19 protein-coding genes and 1 pseudogene are annotated in these 17354 nt (G+C 73.7%); 9 read left to right on the forward strand and 11 right to left on the reverse strand.

Going from position 1 to position 17354, the window contains the following annotated elements:
- Positions 1-44 precede the first annotated feature (44 nt).
- From AB0K65_RS08730 to AB0K65_RS08750, 5 genes are all read right to left on the reverse strand, one after another.
- Complete coding sequence (locus AB0K65_RS08730) at positions 45-836, reverse strand: fused MFS/spermidine synthase (protein WP_365715069.1); 792 nt, start codon at positions 834-836, stop codon at positions 45-47.
- A 70-nt stretch (positions 837-906) separates the two neighbouring features.
- The gene (locus AB0K65_RS08735; RefSeq protein WP_365715036.1) at positions 907-1755 is read right to left on the reverse strand and encodes a patatin-like phospholipase family protein; all 849 of its coding nucleotides are present in this window, start codon (positions 1753-1755) and stop codon (positions 907-909) included.
- A 378-nt stretch (positions 1756-2133) separates the two neighbouring features.
- The gene (gene tuf / locus AB0K65_RS08740; RefSeq protein WP_365715037.1) at positions 2134-3312 is read right to left on the reverse strand and encodes an elongation factor Tu; all 1179 of its coding nucleotides are present in this window, start codon (positions 3310-3312) and stop codon (positions 2134-2136) included.
- Positions 3313-3405: 93 nt separating this feature from the next.
- Positions 3406-3579, reverse strand: coding sequence for a hypothetical protein (locus tag AB0K65_RS08745; RefSeq protein ID WP_365715038.1), 174 nt, complete (start codon positions 3577-3579; stop codon positions 3406-3408).
- Between the two features lie 85 nt (positions 3580-3664).
- Positions 3665-4363: a DNA alkylation repair protein gene (locus AB0K65_RS08750; RefSeq protein WP_365715039.1), complete on the reverse strand. Its 699-nt coding sequence runs from the start codon at positions 4361-4363 to the stop codon at positions 3665-3667.
- A gap of 68 nt (positions 4364-4431) precedes the next feature.
- Between AB0K65_RS08750 and AB0K65_RS08755 the strand changes: the two genes are divergently transcribed.
- On the forward strand, positions 4432-5202 hold the full coding sequence (locus tag AB0K65_RS08755) for a VTT domain-containing protein (protein WP_365715040.1): 771 nt from the start codon (positions 4432-4434) through the stop codon (positions 5200-5202).
- 168 nt (positions 5203-5370) lie between these two features.
- Here the strand turns inward: AB0K65_RS08755 and AB0K65_RS08760 are convergent, their stop codons facing one another.
- Positions 5371-6540: a thiolase family protein gene (locus AB0K65_RS08760; RefSeq protein WP_365715041.1), complete on the reverse strand. Its 1170-nt coding sequence runs from the start codon at positions 6538-6540 to the stop codon at positions 5371-5373.
- Between the two features lie 118 nt (positions 6541-6658).
- Here AB0K65_RS08760 and AB0K65_RS08765 point away from each other — a divergent pair.
- The 3 genes and pseudogenes from AB0K65_RS08765 to AB0K65_RS08775 all read left to right on the forward strand — a co-directional run.
- Positions 6659-7117: pseudogene (locus tag AB0K65_RS08765) on the forward strand (helix-turn-helix domain-containing protein); the annotation flags it as partial.
- Positions 7118-7380: 263 nt separating this feature from the next.
- Positions 7381-8253 (forward strand): undecaprenyl-diphosphate phosphatase, encoded by an 873-nt coding sequence (locus AB0K65_RS08770; protein WP_365715042.1) that lies wholly within the window; start codon positions 7381-7383, stop codon positions 8251-8253.
- A 283-nt stretch (positions 8254-8536) separates the two neighbouring features.
- The gene (locus AB0K65_RS08775) at positions 8537-8752 is read left to right on the forward strand and encodes a hypothetical protein (protein ID WP_365715043.1); all 216 of its coding nucleotides are present in this window, start codon (positions 8537-8539) and stop codon (positions 8750-8752) included.
- A gap of 63 nt (positions 8753-8815) precedes the next feature.
- Here AB0K65_RS08775 and AB0K65_RS08780 read toward each other — a convergent pair whose 3' ends face one another.
- Positions 8816-9409 (reverse strand): flavin reductase family protein, encoded by a 594-nt coding sequence (locus AB0K65_RS08780; protein ID WP_365715044.1) that lies wholly within the window; start codon positions 9407-9409, stop codon positions 8816-8818.
- 80 nt (positions 9410-9489) lie between these two features.
- Here AB0K65_RS08780 and AB0K65_RS08785 point away from each other — a divergent pair, with 80 nt between their 5' ends.
- Positions 9490-9927, forward strand: a complete 438-nt coding sequence (locus AB0K65_RS08785; RefSeq protein WP_365715045.1) for a nuclear transport factor 2 family protein — start codon at positions 9490-9492, stop codon at positions 9925-9927.
- Positions 9928-9983: 56 nt separating this feature from the next.
- Complete coding sequence (lnt, locus tag AB0K65_RS08790; RefSeq protein WP_365715046.1) at positions 9984-11885, forward strand: apolipoprotein N-acyltransferase; 1902 nt, start codon at positions 9984-9986, stop codon at positions 11883-11885.
- On the opposite strand, the gene AB0K65_RS08795 is transcribed toward lnt, so the two are convergent.
- Both AB0K65_RS08795 and AB0K65_RS08800 read right to left on the reverse strand, forming a co-directional pair.
- A complete protein-coding gene (locus AB0K65_RS08795) occupies positions 11809-12714 on the reverse strand; it encodes a Gfo/Idh/MocA family oxidoreductase (RefSeq protein WP_365715047.1) in 906 nt (301 codons plus the stop codon). The genes lnt and AB0K65_RS08795 overlap by 77 nt on opposite strands.
- A gap of 73 nt (positions 12715-12787) precedes the next feature.
- Positions 12788-13984 (reverse strand): FAD-dependent monooxygenase, encoded by a 1197-nt coding sequence (locus tag AB0K65_RS08800; RefSeq protein ID WP_365715048.1) that lies wholly within the window; start codon positions 13982-13984, stop codon positions 12788-12790.
- A 94-nt stretch (positions 13985-14078) separates the two neighbouring features.
- Here AB0K65_RS08800 and AB0K65_RS08805 point away from each other — a divergent pair, with 94 nt between their 5' ends.
- The 3 genes from AB0K65_RS08805 to AB0K65_RS08815 all read left to right on the forward strand — a co-directional run bounded on the left by AB0K65_RS08805 (position 14079) and on the right by AB0K65_RS08815 (position 15947).
- The gene (locus AB0K65_RS08805) at positions 14079-14690 is read left to right on the forward strand and encodes a TetR/AcrR family transcriptional regulator (RefSeq protein WP_365715049.1); all 612 of its coding nucleotides are present in this window, start codon (positions 14079-14081) and stop codon (positions 14688-14690) included.
- A 211-nt stretch (positions 14691-14901) separates the two neighbouring features.
- Positions 14902-15363: a DinB family protein gene (locus tag AB0K65_RS08810; protein ID WP_365715070.1), complete on the forward strand. Its 462-nt coding sequence runs from the start codon at positions 14902-14904 to the stop codon at positions 15361-15363.
- A 113-nt stretch (positions 15364-15476) separates the two neighbouring features.
- A complete protein-coding gene (locus AB0K65_RS08815) occupies positions 15477-15947 on the forward strand; it encodes a hypothetical protein (RefSeq protein WP_365715050.1) in 471 nt (156 codons plus the stop codon).
- A gap of 31 nt (positions 15948-15978) precedes the next feature.
- On the opposite strand, the gene AB0K65_RS08820 is transcribed toward AB0K65_RS08815, so the two are convergent.
- The gene (locus tag AB0K65_RS08820; protein WP_365715051.1) at positions 15979-16452 is read right to left on the reverse strand and encodes a hypothetical protein; all 474 of its coding nucleotides are present in this window, start codon (positions 16450-16452) and stop codon (positions 15979-15981) included.
- A 106-nt stretch (positions 16453-16558) separates the two neighbouring features.
- The gene (gene ung, locus AB0K65_RS08825) at positions 16559-17242 is read right to left on the reverse strand and encodes a uracil-DNA glycosylase (protein ID WP_365715052.1); all 684 of its coding nucleotides are present in this window, start codon (positions 17240-17242) and stop codon (positions 16559-16561) included.
- Positions 17243-17354: the final 112 nt, after the last annotated feature.

The following is a 17354-nucleotide window of genomic DNA, read 5'->3' on the forward strand; positions in this document are numbered from 1 at the left end:
GCCACGGAGGCCCGGGGGGCGGAGCCGCGGCGTGGCCGCGCCCCTCATCCGATACCGAAGGCGCCGTCCGGCGGTACGGGAGAGGGCACCGCGTCCTCGTCGTGGACCGGGCGGGCGTCCCCGGTGAGGCGGACGAGTGAGGCACCGGCCTCCACCCGCGCCGGGAAGGCGTCCCCGGCCGCACGCCGTGCCAGGCGGGCCGTGTCGATCTCCGCTCCGGAGGCGACGAGCACGGCGTTGCCGAAACGGCGGCCCCGCAGCACGGCCGGTTCGGCGATCAGCGCCAGCTCGGGGAAGACGGCGGCGAACGTGGCGAGTTGCGACCGGAGGAAGGGGAAGGGCGCGCCGTCGGCGAGATTGGCGACGTAGACCCCGTCCGGCCGCAGCACCCTGCGGGCCGCTCGCGCGTACTCGGCCGAGGTCAGGTGGGCGGGGACCCGTGAGCCGCCGAAGACGTCGGCGATCAGCACGTCCGCCGACGCGGCCGGGGCGGTCTCCAGCCAGGCACGGGCGTCCGCACCGTGCACGGTGACGCCCGAGCCTTCCGGCAGCGGGAGGTGCTCGGCGACCAGGGCGAGCAGTCCCCGGTCGGCCTCGACCACGTCCTGGCGGGAGCCGGGACGGGTCGCGGCGACGTAGCGGGGCAGGGTGAGCGCTCCGCCGCCGAGGTGCAGGACGTCGAGCGGAGCGGCCTCGTCGGCGGCGGTGTCGAGGACATGGGCGAGCCGCCGGGCGTACTCGAACTCCAGGTGGGTCGGTTCGTCGAGGTCGACGTACGACTGGGGCGCGCCGTCGACGGTGAGCAGCCAGGCCCGGCGCCGGTCGATGTCGGGCATCAGCCGTGCGGTGCCCTGGTCGACGTCACGGATGACGGGGATCTGCTCGTCGGCGCTCTCGTTCACGCCCTCATTGTGCCCACAGCGCGGCCACGGCCGGTGCGTGGGCGGCGGCCTGCGCCCGTCCCGCCCGGGCGGCGTGCTCCCGGCGGGCGGGGTCGAGCCCGCCCCGGCCGATGGCCTGCCGGGAGGCGGCGTCCGGGGTGACGACCTCGACGCGCGCGCCGGCCGCGGCCAGGGCGGCGCCCTGCCGGGCGGGCGAGGCGATGGTCCCGTTCCCGGAGGCGTTGGGGGCGAGGACGACGACCCGGTCGTGACCGGCGGCGAGATGGGCGTTGGCGGTGGAGTGGACGCCCCCGTCGATCAGGCGGCGTCCCTCGACGATGGCCGGGGGCCAGAGCCCCGGGATCGCGCAGCTCGCCGTGACGGCGTCCACGAGGTCGACGCCGCTGTCAGGTCCGTACACGGTGAGTTCGCCGCTCAGCGCGTCGACCGCGGTGACGAGGAGCCGGCCGCCCTCGGGCCACCGCGCCACCGGGCCGAGGCGGCGGGCGACGGTCTCGCGCCGGGTGGCCGCGTCCACGGTGGCGGCGGCGAGGGCCAGTCGGCCGAGCTTCCGGCCGTACGCCTCGGGGGTACGGGAGGTCAGCATGGCGAGCGCGTAGCGCAGGATCGTTCCGGCGCCGAGACGGGCGGCCGGCTCGCCGGGAGCACCGTCGAGGCGGCCCTCGTAGAGCTCGGCAGGGGTGAACGCCCCGGAGCCGAGCAGGGCTCCGACGACGGACCCCGCCGAGCTGCCGACTATCAGATCGGCCGTGGACAGGTCGACCCCGGCCTCGGCGAGACCGTACAGAACGCCTGTCTCCCAGCCCGCGCCCGTGAGTCCGCCCGCGCCCAGTACCAATGCTGTCTGCGTCATGATCCAAGTCTGGCGCAGCGATCGGGCCCGCCTCCCGCGGGGTAGGAAGGCGGGCGTCCCCGTCACCGACCGGGGGGATCCTCCCGAACCCGCCCCGGCCGAGCGGCGGTCGACCGGCCGGCGGGCGGGATTCGCCCGGCGGAAGGGACCGGGGCCGGATCCCGGCCGACGATCCATTTCCGGCGACAGGACCGGGGCGCGCCCCCGAGGAGCGATCCACCCGCCCCACGGGCCTCGTCGTCGGGGGCCGTGCCTCACGGCCCCCGACAGCGAGCCGAACGGCCCCGGTCGGCGGGCGGGTCAGGCCGGCGGACCGGTTCGGCGGGCGGGCGGGTCAGGCCGGCGGGGCCGGCGGGGCCGGCGGCCCGCCGGCCCCCGTCAGCCGACGGACGTGACCGTACCGGCGCCGACCGTGCGGCCGCCTTCGCGGACGGCGAAGCCCAGACCGGGCTCCAGCGGCACCGCGCGGCCCAGTTCGACGGTCATGGTGACCGTGTCGCCCGGGCGTGCGACCGCCGTCCCGCCGAGGTCGACCTCGCCGACCACGTCCGCCGTGCGGATGTAGAACTGCGGCCGGTAGCCGGTGGAGACCGGGGTGGCGCGGCCGCCTTCCCTGGCCGACAGGACGTACACCTGGGCGGCGAAGCGCCGGTTCGGCACGACGCTGCCCGGCGCCGCCACCACATGGCCGCGGCGGACCGCGTCCCGTGGGACGCCGCGCAGCAGCAGGGCCACGTTGTCCCCCGCCTCCGCGGACTCCATGGGCTTGCCGAAGGTCTCGACGCCGGTGACGACGGTCTCGGTGTCCGCGCCCAGGACCTCCACGCGGTCGCCGACGCGGACCGTGCCGCGCTCGACCGCGCCCGTGACCACGGTGCCGCGGCCGGTGATGGTGAGGACGTTCTCGACGGACATCAGGAACGGCGCCTCCACGTAGCGCACGGGCATGGGCACATAGGTGTCCACCGCGTCCAGCAGCGCCTCGATCGCCCCCGTCCACCGCGGGTCGCCCTCCAGGGCGCGGAGGCCGGAGACGCGCACGACGGGGACGGAGTCGCCGCCGTAGCCGTGGGCGGTCAGCAGCTCCCGCACCTCCAGCTCCACCAGGTCGGTCAGCTCGTCGTCCCCGGCGTCGGCCTTGTTGAGGGCCACGACGATGTGATCGACGCCGACCTGACGGGCCAGCAGGACGTGCTCCGCGGTCTGCGGCATGATCCCGTCGAGCGCCGAGACGACGAGGATCGCCCCGTCGAGCTGGGCCGCGCCGGTGACCATGTTCTTGACGTAGTCGGCATGGCCCGGCATGTCGACATGGGCGTAGTGACGGGTGTCGGTCTCGTACTCGACGTGCGCGATGTTGATGGTGATGCCGCGCTGAGCCTCCTCGGGCGCGCGGTCGATGCGGTCGAAGGAGACGTAGGCCGTGGGACTGTCGGTCCCGCGCTCGCTGAGCACCTTGGTGATGGCGGCGGTCAGGGTGGTCTTGCCGTGGTCGACGTGGCCCATGGTGCCGATGTTGAGGTGCGGCTTGGTGCGCACGTATGCCGTCTTGGACATGGTTTCGCTCATTCCTTGAGCTCGAAGCGTGAGGGGACCCCGGGGCCGGACCGACCCTCCCCCTGCGGGGTCCGCCGGACGATCCGGGGAGGGTCAGCCTCGGGCGCCGTCGAGCGCCGCGGCGGAGTGCGCGAAGAACGCGACGAACGCGAAGGGCGCGAAGAGCGCGAAGAGCGCGTCAGGAGCGAAGAAGGCGAGGGGAACGACGGCAGCCTTCGGCGCGGCCGCGACTGCGGGCCGTGCTGCGAGGAAGGCGTACCGGGACATGTCCACGATCATGGCCGGACGGGCGGTCGGCGTCGAACGATTTTCGCGTCGCCGGGGACCGACGTGACCGCCGAGGAGCCTGCTGTCAGAGGTTCTTGAGGGCTTCGCGTACGGAGAGGGGCGAGAGCCGTATCCGGTGCTCCTCGACGAAGGCGCGCACCTCGCCGGGGGCGCTCTTGGCGTACTCCCGCAGGGCCCAGCCGATCGCCTTGCGGATGAAGAAGTCGGTGTTCCAGGACCGGCGGATGCAGTAGGCGAAGAGGCGCCGGGCGTCGGTGGCGTCCCTGAACCGGAGTTGGTGCAGAAGGGCCGCCCGCGCGACCCACAGGTCGTCGTCGTCGATCCACTCGTCCATGCGGTCCGCGAGCGCCGGGTCGGCGGCCACGAGCCCGCCGACGACGTGGGCGGCGAGGGGGTCGACGGTGTCCCACCAGGAGACGGTCGTGACGAGCTGGCGGGCGACCGGCAGGAAGTCCGAGGAGCAGCTCTTGACGTACCGGCGCAGATAGTCGACGGCGAAATAGTGGTACTCGCGCTCGGCGAGGGCGAAGCAGCGCAGGGCGACGGCCGTGCAGTCCTGCTCGTCGGGGCGTGCGAGACCGTCCAGCACGGTGCGGGACAGGGCGCGCCGCTCGGGGGTGCGCAGACCGAGGAAGGGCGCGACCCCCTTCATGTACGCGATCTGCTCCTGCGCCCGGAAGGGGTTCGCGGCGGTGGGGTAGATCTCCGTCAGACGGGCCAGCACGGCGTCGGCGAGGGCGCTGTCGGGCACGGCGATGGTCATGCGTCTCACCCTACGGCGGATGACGGACATCACGGCGATCACAAGGGCTCGTCGGTTACGCTCCCCGGATGCTCGCCCCCGTCACCCGGCCGCCGGGCTCTCTCGCGCTTCGCTGTTCCCGGGCTCTCCTCTCCCCCTGGTCGCGTCTCTCCCTGCTCGCCGTGGTGCTCGTCAGCGCGGCGACGGCGGTGGTGCTGTACGAGCCGCAGCGGCTCCTCGCCGAGGGGTGGCCGCCGCAGGTGAGCGGCGCGGGGGCCGCGGTGCTGTTCGGCCTGGCGTACGGGCTGTGCACGGCGGCGTTCGTGCCGCGGCCGATCCTCAACCTGGCGGCGGGCGCGCTGTTCGGCGCCCAGGCCGGGCTGGCGGCTGCCGTCGCGGGGACGGTCCTCGGGGCGGGGATCTCCTTCACGCTCGGGCGGGTGCTCGGGCAGGGGGCCCTGCGACCGCTGGTACGGGGCCGCTGGCTGAAGGCGGCGGACGGACAGCTGAGCCGGCACGGATTCCGCTCGATGCTGGCGATCCGGCTCTTCCCCGGCGTGCCCTTCGCCGCCGCCAACTACTGCGCCGCGGTCTCCCGCATGGGGTACGCGCCCTTCCTGCTCGCCACCGGCATCGGATCGATCCCCAACACCGCGGCGTACGTGATCGCGGGCAGCCAGGCCGGCTCCCCGACCTCGCCCGCCTTCCTGTTCTCGATGGGGTTCATCGTCGTGTCCGGCCTCGCCGCGGCGCTCGTCGCCTGGCGCAAGCGCCACAGCCTGCGTGCGACGAGGGCGGCCCCCTCCCCCGGCCGCGAGGCCGAACGCCCGCTGGCGGCCGCGGGAGCGGACCGCGCTTAGGGCGTGTCGGAAGTCCCGCCCGCCCCGCGACGCCTGGCACGCCCCTAGGGCGTGTGTCGAAAGGAGCGCCGTCCGCCCGAAGGGCGGGCGGGACTTTCGAAGCACGCCCGAGCCGCGCTCACGGCCCGGCGGGGGTGTCCGGCGCCGGGCCGCTCGTCCGCCGGACTCTCAGAGGGCCTCGACGATCATCGCGTTGGCCAGGCCCCCCGCCTCGCACATCGCCTGGAGGCCGTAGCGCGCACCCCGGGCGCGCAGGGCGTGGACGAGTGTGGTGGTCAGGCGGGTGCCGCTGGCGCCGAGGGGGTGGCCGAGCGCGATCGCCCCGCCGTGCACGTTGATCCTGGCGGGGTCCGCGCCGGTCTCCTGCTGCCAGGCGAGCACCACGCTCGCGAACGCCTCGTTGATCTCGAAGAGGTCGATGTCGTCCAGGCCCAGACCCGTGCGCCGCAGCACCCTCTCCGTCGCCGGGATGACACCCGTCAGCATGAGCAGCGGGTCGGAGCCGGTCACGGCGAAGCCGTGCAGCCGTGCGAGCGGTCGCAGGCCGAGCCTTTCGGCGGTCTCCGCCGCCATGACGAGCACGGCCGAAGCCCCGTCGTTGACCGGGCTGCTGTTCCCCGCCGTCACGGACCAGTCGATCTGCGGGAAGCGCTCGGCGAAGACCTGGTCCCGGAAGGCGGGGCGCAAGCCGGCCAGGATCGCGGGCGTCGTCGCGGACCGGACCGACTCGTCACGGCGCAACTCGCCGTAGGGCGCGACCTCGGCGTCGAACAGCCCCGACTCCCAGGCGCGCGTGGCCCTGGCGTGCGAGGCGGCGGCGAACTCGTCCATGGCCTCCCGCCCGATGGACCACTTGGCGGCGATCAGTTCCGCGCTGATGCCCTGGGGGACCAGGCCCTCGGGATAGCGCGCGGCGACACCCGGCCCGAACGGATCCGCGCCGGGCGGCACGTTCGACCACAGCGGGACGCGGCTCATGGACTCGACCCCGCACGCGACGACGATGTCGTACGCCCCGGAGATCACGCCCTGCGCGGCGAAGTGCACGGCCTGCTGCGACGAACCGCACTGCCGGTCGACGGTGGTGGCGGGCACGGACTCGGGAAAGCCCGCCCCCAGCCAGGCGTACCGGGTGGTGTTCATGGCCTGCTCGCCGACCTGGTCGACGGTGCCGCCGATGACGTCGTCGACGAGCGCCGGATCGATGCCCGCGCGTTCGATCAGCGCGGTGAGGGTGTGGGAGAGCAAGGCGACGGGATGGACGTCGGCCAGGGCGCCACCTGCCTTCCCTCGGCCTATGGGCGTGCGGACCGCTTCGACGATGACGGCGTCGCGCATGATGACGGCTCCTCGTTCACCAGGTGAGTTGGAAAATCGAACCAACACGTGCCGGTAACATAGCCCAGTCGGTTGGGATCTCAAACCCACTGGGGCGCGTCTGCTCTAGGCTGGTCGCATGAAGGCCGCCCCCCGCCCCTGTTCGATCGCCGACGCCCTCTCGCTGGTCGGTGAGAAGTACTCCCTGCTCGTCCTGCGCGAGATCTCGCTCGGCGTGCGCCGCTTCGACCGGATCGCACGGAACACCGGTGCGCCGCGGGACATCCTGACCGCGCGTCTGAAGCGCCTGGTCGAGGCCGGAATCCTGGAGAAGGTGCCGTACAGCGAGCGGCCGCGGCGCTTCGAGTACCGGGCCACACCGGCCGGCGAGGAGCTCGGTCCCGTCCTGCTGACGCTGATGGCCTGGGGGGACCGGCACGTGAACAAGGAGGACCGGCCGGTGCTCCTCGAGCACGGCTGCGGCGAGATGCTCAGCCCGAGGATCGTGTGCGCCTGCTGCGGCGGCGAGGCGGACGCCACGAACCTGACCCCGCACGTGCGGGCGCCGGGCTGGACGGCGGCGGGGCCCGCCGAGAGCCCCACGGCCGCCACGAGCCCGGCGACGAGCGCCGAGGCGAGCCCCGAGGCGAGCGCCGCCCCGAGCCCGTCGGCGGGCTGAGCCCGATCCCTGGCCGGGCACCCGGAGACCTGAGAACCGGCCCGTCATCTGAGGACGGTACGCTGCGCAACGACCGGCGGTCGATCTCCGATCCGACCGCCGCGGCCCCGTGACGTCACGCGCGCGGGGCCTCAGCGTGATCCCTCTGACCGCACGAGCACATTCGGGACGGCCCTAGCCCCATGAGTTGGTTCGAATCATTCATCCTCGGACTCGTCCAGGGGCTGACGGAGTTCCTTCCCATCTCCTCCAGCGCGCACCTCCGGCTCACGGCGGCCTTCGCGGGGTGGCACGACCCGGGCGCGGCCTTCACGGCGATCACCCAGATCGGCACGGAGACCGCCGTCCTGATCTACTTCCGCAAGGACATCGCGCGCATCGTCTCGGCCTGGTTCCGCTCGCTGCGCGACAAGTCGATGCGCGGCGACCACGACGCCCAGATGGGCTGGCTGGTCATCGTCGGCTCGATCCCGATCGGCGTCCTCGGCGTCACGTTCAAGGACCAGATCGAGGGCCCCTTCCGCGATCTGCGGCTCATCGCCACGACCCTCATCGTCATGGGCATCGTCCTCGGCGTCGCGGACCGGCTCGCCGCCCGTGACGAGATCGGCGGACGTCACCGCGCGATCCGCGAGCGCAAGACGCTGAAGGACCTCGGTGTGCGGGACGGTCTGATCTACGGTCTCTGCCAGGCGATGGCGCTGATCCCGGGCGTCTCCCGGTCCGGCGCGACGATCTCCGGCGGTCTCCTCATGGGGTACACCCGCGAGGCCGCGGCACGCTACTCGTTCCTGCTCGCCATTCCCGCCGTACTCGCCTCGGGCGTCTTCGAGCTGAAGGACGCCGGCGAGGGCCACGTCTCCTGGGGCCCGACGATCTTCGCGACGGTCATCGCGTTCGTCGTCGGCTACGCCGTCATCGCGTGGTTCATGAAGTTCATCACGACCAAGAGCTTCATGCCGTTCGTGATCTACCGGATCCTGCTGGGCATTCTGCTGTTCATCCTCGTCGGCACCGACGTCCTGAGCCCCCACGCGGGCGAGTCCGCGGGCTGATCCCCGGCCTCTCCGGGCCCCTCCAGCCGGGCCGGGCCGCGTGCGGGTCCGTCCGGGCGGGAGCCGGGCTGCGCGCCGGGCTGGACGGGGCGCCGGACTCGGGGTTTTCCGGCGACTCTGCTCAGGTGCGCCCCACCCGAACGGACCTGACGATCCTCCCGCCCGTCACGGCGGTCGGCGAGGGTGTACGCGCGACGGTTCGAGGTACGTCGTTCACACCCCGTGCGCCCGGAACGCTCCCCGCCACCGGGCGATCTCCGGGGAGCCGTCGCACCCTGGAACCATGGCCTGGCACCCACCGATCGTCGTGCACCGCCCCTCCCCCGGCGGCGGCCGGCGCGTCACCGTACGCGGACAGATCGTCGGACTCGCGCACAACGACACCGACCTCGTCGAGTTCCTGCGCCGCGCGGGGCTCGAGGACGCGGACATGATCCTGGACGACCCCCACCTGGTCGAATGGCGGGACGGCCGCCCGCACCGCTGGGAAGCCGCGTAGGCGGAAGGCCGTCCCACCCGGGCCGGCCCGGCGGCAGGTCCCGGCGGACGCGTCGTCGGCGGGCTACCGGGCGTACGGCACGCGGGCGATCTCGCGGATGCCGCCCAGCGTCCCCCACTCGTTCCTGCCCAGCCGGGTCAGCGGCCGCATCCGGGTGATCTCGGGGTGGCCGTCGACCATCACGGCCTCGTCGACGGCCGCGTGCACCACCCGGCCGAAGACGACGGTCGAGTCGCCGATCCGCAGCGTGCTGTGCAGCTCGCACTCCAGGGCCACCGGAGCCTGGGCCACCCGCGGCGGCTTGACCCGCAGACTCGGCTCGCGCTCGATCCCGCACGCGTCGAACTCGCTCGTGCCGCGCGGGAAGTCGGTCGCCGTGGCGTTGATCCGCTCGAAGAGCGGTTCGGGGGCGAGGTTCACCACGAACGCGCCCGTCTCCTCGACGTTGCGCAGGGAGTCCTTGCGGCCCACCGAGGTGAACTGCACGACCGGCGGCGTCACCGACGAGATCGTGAAGAAGGAGTGCGGGGCGAGATTGTCGATCCCGTCCGCGGAGGTCGTGGAGACCCACGCGATCGGACGGGGGACGACGGTGGCGGTGAGCAGGCGGTAGAAGCTGTTCCGGTCGCTGAGGCCGGGATCGAAGTCGATGCGCATCCGGAAAGTATCGCCGGGATCCGGCCACGCCCCCTCGCACGGCCCTTGGCCCCGGGCTCCGCCTGCCCGACACTGAGCCGATGACACAGCGCGTGGATCTCGCGACCGTGATGGACCGGCTGGCCATCGACGACCTCGTCACCGGTTACGCGGTGGCGGTGGACGACTCCGACTGGGCGGGCTACCGGGCACTGTTCACCCCCGAGGGCCGCGCCGACTACCGGGGCTCCGGCGGCATCGAGGGCCCCGTCGCCGAGGTGGCCGACTGGCTCGCCGAGACGATGCGGCTCTTCCCGGTGCGCCAGCACCTGATCGTGAACCGGCGCGTCCGCATCCAGGACCTCGGCGGCTACCCCGGCGACAGCGCGGACGTGCGCGCGGACTACGTGAACCCCATGCGGTTCGAGTCCGGCGAGGACTTCGTCTGCGGCGGGCGCTACTCCTTCGGCCTGCGGCGCACGGACGCCGGCTGGCGGCTCCGTACCGTGGCCGTGGACGAGAAATGGCGCCGGTTGTAGCGGCCCACGCGCACACTGGAGTCGTCACCCGACGGCGCGGGACCTGGAGGCGCGGGATGCGGTTTCCGTTCGGCCGAAGCGACCGCGGACCCGGCCGCGCGCCGGAGCCCGACCGCGGCGCCGACCGTACGCCGGACCCCAGCGGCGACCGCGACGCGAGCCGTACGCCGGACCGTGATCACGGCGCCCGCCGTACGCCCGGCCCCGACCCCGACGCGAGCCGTACGCGGGACCCCGCCCGCGACCGCAAGGCGAGCCGTACGCGGGAACCCCGCACCTCCGTCGCCCCCGACGCCGGCCACGGCCCCGGCCGTACGCCCGACCCGGACCCCGCGTCCGGCCCCCTTCCCCCTTCCGGCCCCGGGGCCGGACCACGACCCCCGCGGTTCGCCGCCCGGCCGTCCGGCGCGGCCCGGGCGGCCCTCGCGGTGTTCTTCGGAGCCCTGCCCGCGCTCACGTTTCCCGCCCCCGCCTTGTGGTGGCCGGCCTACGTCGTGCTCGTCCCGTGGATGCTGCTGCTCCGTACGGCCCCGACCGCGCGCCGCGCCGCCCTGGAGGGCTGGCTGGGCGGCGTGGGCTTCATGCTGGCCGTGCACCACTGGCTGATGCCGAGCCTGCATGTCTTCCTTCTCCTCCTCGCCGCTCTGCTCGGCCTGCTGTGGGTGCCCTGGGGCTGGCTGGTGCGCGCGATGCTCGGGGACGGGCCGTCCGGGCCGCGCGCCGTCGCCGCCCTCCTCGCCCTCCCAGCGGGCTGGCTGCTCATCGAACTCGTACGGTCCTGGGAAGGGTTGGGCGGCCCCTGGGGACTGCTCGGCGCCAGTCAGTGGCAGGTGGCGCCCGCGCTGCGCCTCGCCTCGGTCGGCGGGGTCTGGCTGGTGAGCCTCCTGGTGGTCGCGGTCAACACGGTCGTGGTGCTCCTGATGTCGACGGCTGCCGGGCGCCGCACGGGCCTGGCGGGGCTGGTGGCGTGCGGCCTCACCCTGAGCCTGGTGTGGTGGAAGGCCCCGCCGCCCCAGGAGCACGGGACGGTCCGGGTCGCCGTCGTCCAGCCCGGCGTCTTCGACGGGCCCGGCGGCGCCGAGCGGCGGTTCGCCCGCGGAGAGGAGCTCACACGCGGCCTCGCCGGCCGGGGCCTCGACCTGGTCGTCTGGGGAGAGAGCAGCGTCGGCGCCGACCTGACCACCCGTCCGGACCTCGCCGCCCGGCTGACCGCCCTGTCCCGCACCGTGGACGCGCCGCTCCTGGTCAACGTCGACGCCCGCCGTGCGGACCGCCCGGGCATCTACAAGAGCAGTGTGCTGATCGGGGAGGGAGGGCCGACCGGCGACCGGTACGACAAGATGCGGCTGGTGCCGTTCGGCGAGTACATCCCGGCGCGGGCGGTGCTCGGCTGGGTGACGTCGGTGGGGAAGGCGGCGGGCGAGGACCGGCGGCGGGGCACCGCGCCGGTGGTGATGACGCTGCCGGCCCGGGACGGCCGCCCGGCGCTGCGGGTCGGTCCGCTGGTGTGCTTCGAGTCGGCGTTCCCCGACATGAGCCGCCTGCTGACCCGCGAGGGCGCCGGTCTGCTGATCACGCAGTCGGCGACCTCCACCTTCCAGGAGAGCTGGGCCCCCGCCCAGCACGCCTCGCTGGCCGCGCTGCGCGCCGCGGAGTCCGGCCGGCCGGTGGTCCACGCGACGCTGACCGGCATCAGCGCGGTGTACGGTCCCGACGGCCGGCGGATCGGCGAACCGCTGGGGACCGACCGCAGCGCCGCCGCCGTCTACGAGCTGCCGCTCTCGGGCACCGCGACCGGGTACGTCCGCCACGGCGACTGGCCGCTCTGGAGCGCCGTCGCCGTCCTCGCCGTGCTCTGCGCCGTCGAGGGCATGGACATGCTCAGGAGGCCTGCGCGAGGGACTCGCGCACCACGCGCTCGCACAGCTCGTGGGTCAGCAGGGCGTCCCGCGCGCTGAGCGGCGTGCCCGCCCGTACCGCGTCGAGGAAGGCGAGCACCACCTGCTCGATGCCGCGCTGGCGGGCCACCGGGAACCAGTCGCCCCGCCGCCGGATCGTCGGCTGGCCCTTGTAGTCCACGACGTCCGAGAGGTTGAGGACCTGGCGCTTGGTGTCCTGTCCCGAGACCTCCAGGATCTCCTCGGTGGAGCCGTTCATGCGGTTCATCATGCCGATGGCGGTGAAGCCGTCGCCGGAGAGCTGGAGCACGACGTGGTGCATCAGTCCGTCGCGGATGCGGGCCCGCACGTCCGTGTGCTCGACCTCTCCGGGCAGCAGGAAGCGCAGGGTGTCGACGACGTGGATGAAGTCGTCCAGGACGAGGGTGCGCGGGTCCTCGGGCAGCCCGATCCGGTTCTTCTGCATGAGGATCAGCTCGCGCGGGTGGTCGAGGCACTGCGCGTACGCCGGGGCGAGGCGGCGGTTGAAGCCGACGGCCAGGCCGACGCCGTTCTTCTCGGCCAGTTCCACGATCCGTTCGGACTCGGCGTACTCATAGGCCAGCGGCTTGTCGACATAGGTGGCCACCCCGGCTTCGAGGAGCCGGGTGGCGATCTCGGCGTGCGCGGCGGTCGAGGCGTGCACGAAGGCTGCGTCGAGGCCGGCCGAGAGCAGCGAGTCGAGGTCGGTGTGACGGCGGACGGACGGCACGTGGTAGGTCTCGCCGATCCGGTCCAGCGTCGCCGGCGTGCGGGTCTGGAGGTGGAGTTCGATCCCGGGAAGGGCGGCGAGGACCGGCAGGTAGGCCTTCCGCGCGATGTCGCCGAGTCCGATGCAGCCAACCTTCACGAGGTCTCCTTCGCCGTGCCGCGCATGCCGGTGTCCGTCCGCCGGTCGCTGTCTGCCGTTCGCGCCGGTCAGCTTACGCGGGGCCGGTGTGCGGGTGGAGGGGGGCCGTGGCGGGCGGCCGCCAGTCGGCGATGCCGTCGAAGCCGCGCAGGAGGAGTCCGGGGCCGAAGCGGGAGACGGTGGCGATGAGCGCGTCGCGCGCCGCGACGGCGGGGCGGGCGGAGAACCGGGTGAGCCGGCCGGTGAGCGCGGCCTTGCGGACGATCGCCGTGGTGCGCGGGAGCCGGTCCGCGGTGTACGCGGCGAGGGCCCGGCTCGGCGGCAGGCCGCGTCCCGCGTGGTGGGCGAGGACGATCGCGTCCTCGATCGCCTGGTTGCCGCCCTGGCCGAGCGTGGGCTGCATCGCGTGCGCGGCGTCGCCGAGGAGGGCCACCCGGCCGTGGTGGAAGGCGGGCAGCGGCCTCGGCATGTGGTGGACGTCGTGGCGCAGGACCCCGTCGGCGTCCGCGGCGGCGAGGATGTCCGGGACCGGGTGGTGCCAGTCGCCGAAGAGCCGCGCGAGTTCGGCCTTCTCACCGTCGGGCGCGTGGGCGCCGGCGGGTGCGGCGGCCATGGCGTACGCGTAGGTCCGGCCGTCCTTGAGCGGCTGGGTGCCCCAGAGGCGGCCGGCGCCCCAGGTCTCGTGCGGGGCGAAGGGGCGGGCGGGGGCGGGGACGACGACGCGCCAGGTGGTGAAGCCGGAGTAGGCGAGGCCGGTGTAGTGGGGGAACAGGGCGCGGCGCACGGCCGAGTGGATGCCGTCGGCGCCGAGGACCAGCTCGGCCTCGTGGTCGCCCGCGGCGGTGCGGACGACCGCGGGCCGGTGGTCGTCACCGGGGTCGGCGAGGGAGGCCGTGACGCCGGTGCGGACGACTCCGTCCGGGAGGGCGGCGGCGAGGAGGTCGACGAGGGTGGCGCGGTGGAGCAGGACGAGCGGTCCGCCGAAGCGTTCGGCCGCGGCCTGTGCGCTGGTGCGGGCGAGCCAGCGGCCGTCGGGGGCGCGCATGCCTCCGTCGCCCTGCCAGGCGGACAGTTCGCGGACGCGGTCGCCGAGTCCGATGACGTCGAGGGCGCGCTGGGCGTTGGGGGCGAGGCCGATACCGGCTCCGACCGGGGCGAGGGCGGCGGCGCGCTCCAGGACGGTGACGTTCCAGCCCCGCTGGTGGAGGGCGACGGCGGCGGTGAGACCGCCGATGCCGGCTCCCACGACGACGGCACGGTGCTGTTCCATGGCTTCTCCCTCGACAACTACACCTGTAGTGACCTCTCTACCGTACCCCAGCTGGACTACAGGTGTAGTAGAGAGGGCTGGATAGGTTGGTCGCATGACCGCACGCACCCCCGCAGCGCCTCCCCCGCCCCCCACCCCCTCCCGCGCCGAGCGGATCGGAGACGCCGCCCTCGACCTGCTCGTCGAGCGGGGGATGCGGGGCCTCACCCACCGCGCCGTGGACGAGAGGGCGGGGCTGCCCCAGGGATCGACGTCGAACCACGCCCGCACCCGCCAGGCACTGCTCGAAACGGCGGTACGGCGTCTGGTCGAGCGGGAGGCGGGGGTGCTGACGCCGGATGAGATGCCCTCCCCCTCAGGCGGCGCGGACGCCCTGCTCGACGCCCTCTCGCTGGCCCTGCACCGCTATCTCACCGACCACCGCGGCCTGCTCGTCTCCCGCTACGAACTCGCCCTGGAAGCGACGCGCCGCCCCGAACTGCGCAGTTTCTTCGACTCCGCCGGCGCCGCGTTCCACGGCCCGCTGATCGCGATGATGACGGACGCCGGCTCCCCGGCGCCCGAGCGGCACGCCCTCTCCCTGATCGCCTGGTGCGAGGGGCTGATGTTCTCCTGCGCCGCCGGTTCGTTCCACTCCTCCGTGCCCAGCCGCGCCGAACTGCGGACCGGCTTCGCGGAGTTGCTCCGCGGCATGCTCGGGGAGTGAACCGCGCGGGTGCGGGTGGCGCCTGACCCGCGCGTGGGCGACGATGCCGTGCATGACCTCTGTGGACAGCACCGAAAGCACCCGACGCACGGCCGGCACCGACGGTGCGGCGATCACGCCTGACACGACGGGCCCGGCGGACTCCACGAACCCTGACACCGGCGCATCCGGCGAACGCACCGCGCCGTCGACCCTCGCCGGCGAACGCGAGATGCTGGAGGGCTGGCTCGAGTTCCACCGCGAGACGCTCGCGATGAAGTGCGAAGGGCTGGAGGACGCCCAGCTGCGTACGGCCTCCGCGCCGCCCTCGGACCTGAACCTCATGGGTCTGGTCCGGCACATGGCCGAGGTGGAGCGCGGTTGGTTCCGCCGCGTGCTGGCCGGCGAGGACGTCGGACGGATCTACAGCACCGCGGAGGACCGCGACGGCGACATCCACGCCACGGCGGCGGACACCTGGCAGGAGGCGTACGCCACCTGGCAGGGCGAGATCGACCGGGCCCGCACCCTGGCGGCGGCCCACGGTCTCGACGACATCGGCACGGGCGAGCACCGCAGTGGCGAACGCTTCAACCTGCGCTGGATCTACACCCACATGATCGAGGAGTACGCCCGTCACAACGGCCATGCCGACCTGCTGCGGGAACGGATCGACGGAGCCACCGGGGACTGACCGCGCGGCCGTCCGAACCAGGCGGGTCACCGTGATCGCGACCGTCACCCGTGTGGGGCATTCCCGGCCGGTAGGGGCGCGAAGATCACCGTGCGGCCAGCAGAGTTGCGCGGGTGCATGGAACGAGAACGACAGCGAAGGTCCTGGTCGGGGTGGCGGTCGCCGTCCTCTCCGGCTGCGTCTCGGTGGTGACGCCGCCACCGGCCTCCGAACCGCCGCGGGATTCCGGGATGCCCGCCCAGGACGTGGCGCCGCAGACCGTCCAGGGGCCGCAGATCGTGGAGGGGCCGGCCCGCGAGGCCCTCGAAGCGGCGCTCCCCGCTCCCGGGCCGCCCGGTCCCCGGACCACCGACGCGGCCGCCGCGGGGCCGCGGAAGCGGCCCGGCGGCTCCTCCCGGGGTCAGGACGACGGCCGGCCCTCGTCCCCACCCCGCCAGAAGAGGGACAGGCAGGCCGCGGAGCCGCCAGCCCCGCCGGAGCCGCCCCGCTCCCGCGAGGAGGTCTGCGACCTCGGCGAGCGGTTCGGGGGCTGGCGACCGGGCAGCGACGAGGCCAGGGCGTGCCGGGGCACCTACCGGCCCTGACGTACGGCGGTCGCGGGTGTCGACGCGCCGCTCACATGGTGCGCAGCCGGACGGCCAGGCGGTCGATCGCGGCCCGGACCCCATTGCCGTACCCGTCGTCGTCGAGGGCTTCCGACGCGGCGCGTGCCCGCTCCAGATGGGCCCGCGCCGCGTCGGGCCGTCGCAGCTTCACGTAGTCGGCGGCCAGATTGAGATGGAGCGAGGGATACAGGGCCCGGAGCGCCGCCGCCGAGTCGTGCCGCGCCAGCCTCTCCTCGCCCAGCTCCTCGGCCGCCAGCAGGGCCCGCAGATCCCAGGCCAGCTCGGTGTCCGGGTCGTCCTGGGCGTCCGCCGTGTAATGGGCGAGCGTGCAGCGGTGCAGTGGGTCGCCGTCCGGGCCGATCCGCTGCCACAGCTCCACGAAGCGGTTGCGGGCCTCCTCGCGGTCGCCGCCGTGCAACAGCATCAGCGCCTGCCCGATCCTGGTCATGACGCCGTCGTCCGCCACCTGCTGCTGCTCCGTCACTGCGGCCTCCACGCGCTCTCGGTCCCCGAGCTCCGACGCTAGCCGCAGCCGCCGCCGATCCGGCACAGGCTCGGGCGGGCCCCCCGAGCCTGTCAGCCGGGCGGACTCAGCCCAGGTCCGGAATCCGCCAGTCGATCGGCTCGTGCCCCTGCGCGGCGATCGCCGCGTCTATCTGCGTGAAGGGCCGGGACCCGAAGAACTTCTTCGCCGACAGGGGCGAGGGGTGCGCGCCCTTCACCACGACGTGCCGCTCCTCGTCGATCAGGGGGAGCTTCTTCTGGGCGTAGTTGCCCCACAGGACGAAGACGGCCGGGTCCTTCCGCGAGGCCACCGCGCTGATCACCGCGTCCGTGAACTTCTCCCAGCCCTGGCCCTTGTGCGAGTTGGCCTCGCCGGCCCGGACGGTGAGGACCGCGTTGAGCAGCAGGACGCCCTGCTCTGCCCACGGCATCAGATAGCCGTTGTCCGGCACGGGGTGTCCGAGCTCCTCCTTCATCTCCTTGTAGATGTTGCGGAGGGAGGGCGGCGTCTTGACCCCGGGCCGCACGGAGAAGCAGAGGCCGTGGCCCTGCCCCTCGCCGTGGTACGGGTCCTGGCCGAGCACGAGGACCTTCACCTTGTCGTAGGGCGTCGCCGCCAGGGCGGCGAAGACCTCGTCACGCGGCGGATACACCGGCCCCTTGGCCCGCTCCTCCTCGACGAACTCGGTGAGCTGCTTGAAGTAGGGCTTCTGCAGCTCTTCGCCGAGGACGCCGCGCCAGGACTCGGGCAGCATGTCGGTGTCGGTCACGTCAACAACCTCCGGTAGGTCACGTTCTCTACGATCCCAGAACCTACCGGTGGCCACTGACAACGCCGTCCGCGCAGGCCGCCGCCCGGCTCGTGCTGGACTTCACCACCAG

The organism is Streptomyces sp. NPDC053755, assembly GCF_040677675.1.
GTDB lineage: Bacteria > Actinomycetota > Actinomycetes > Streptomycetales > Streptomycetaceae > Streptomyces.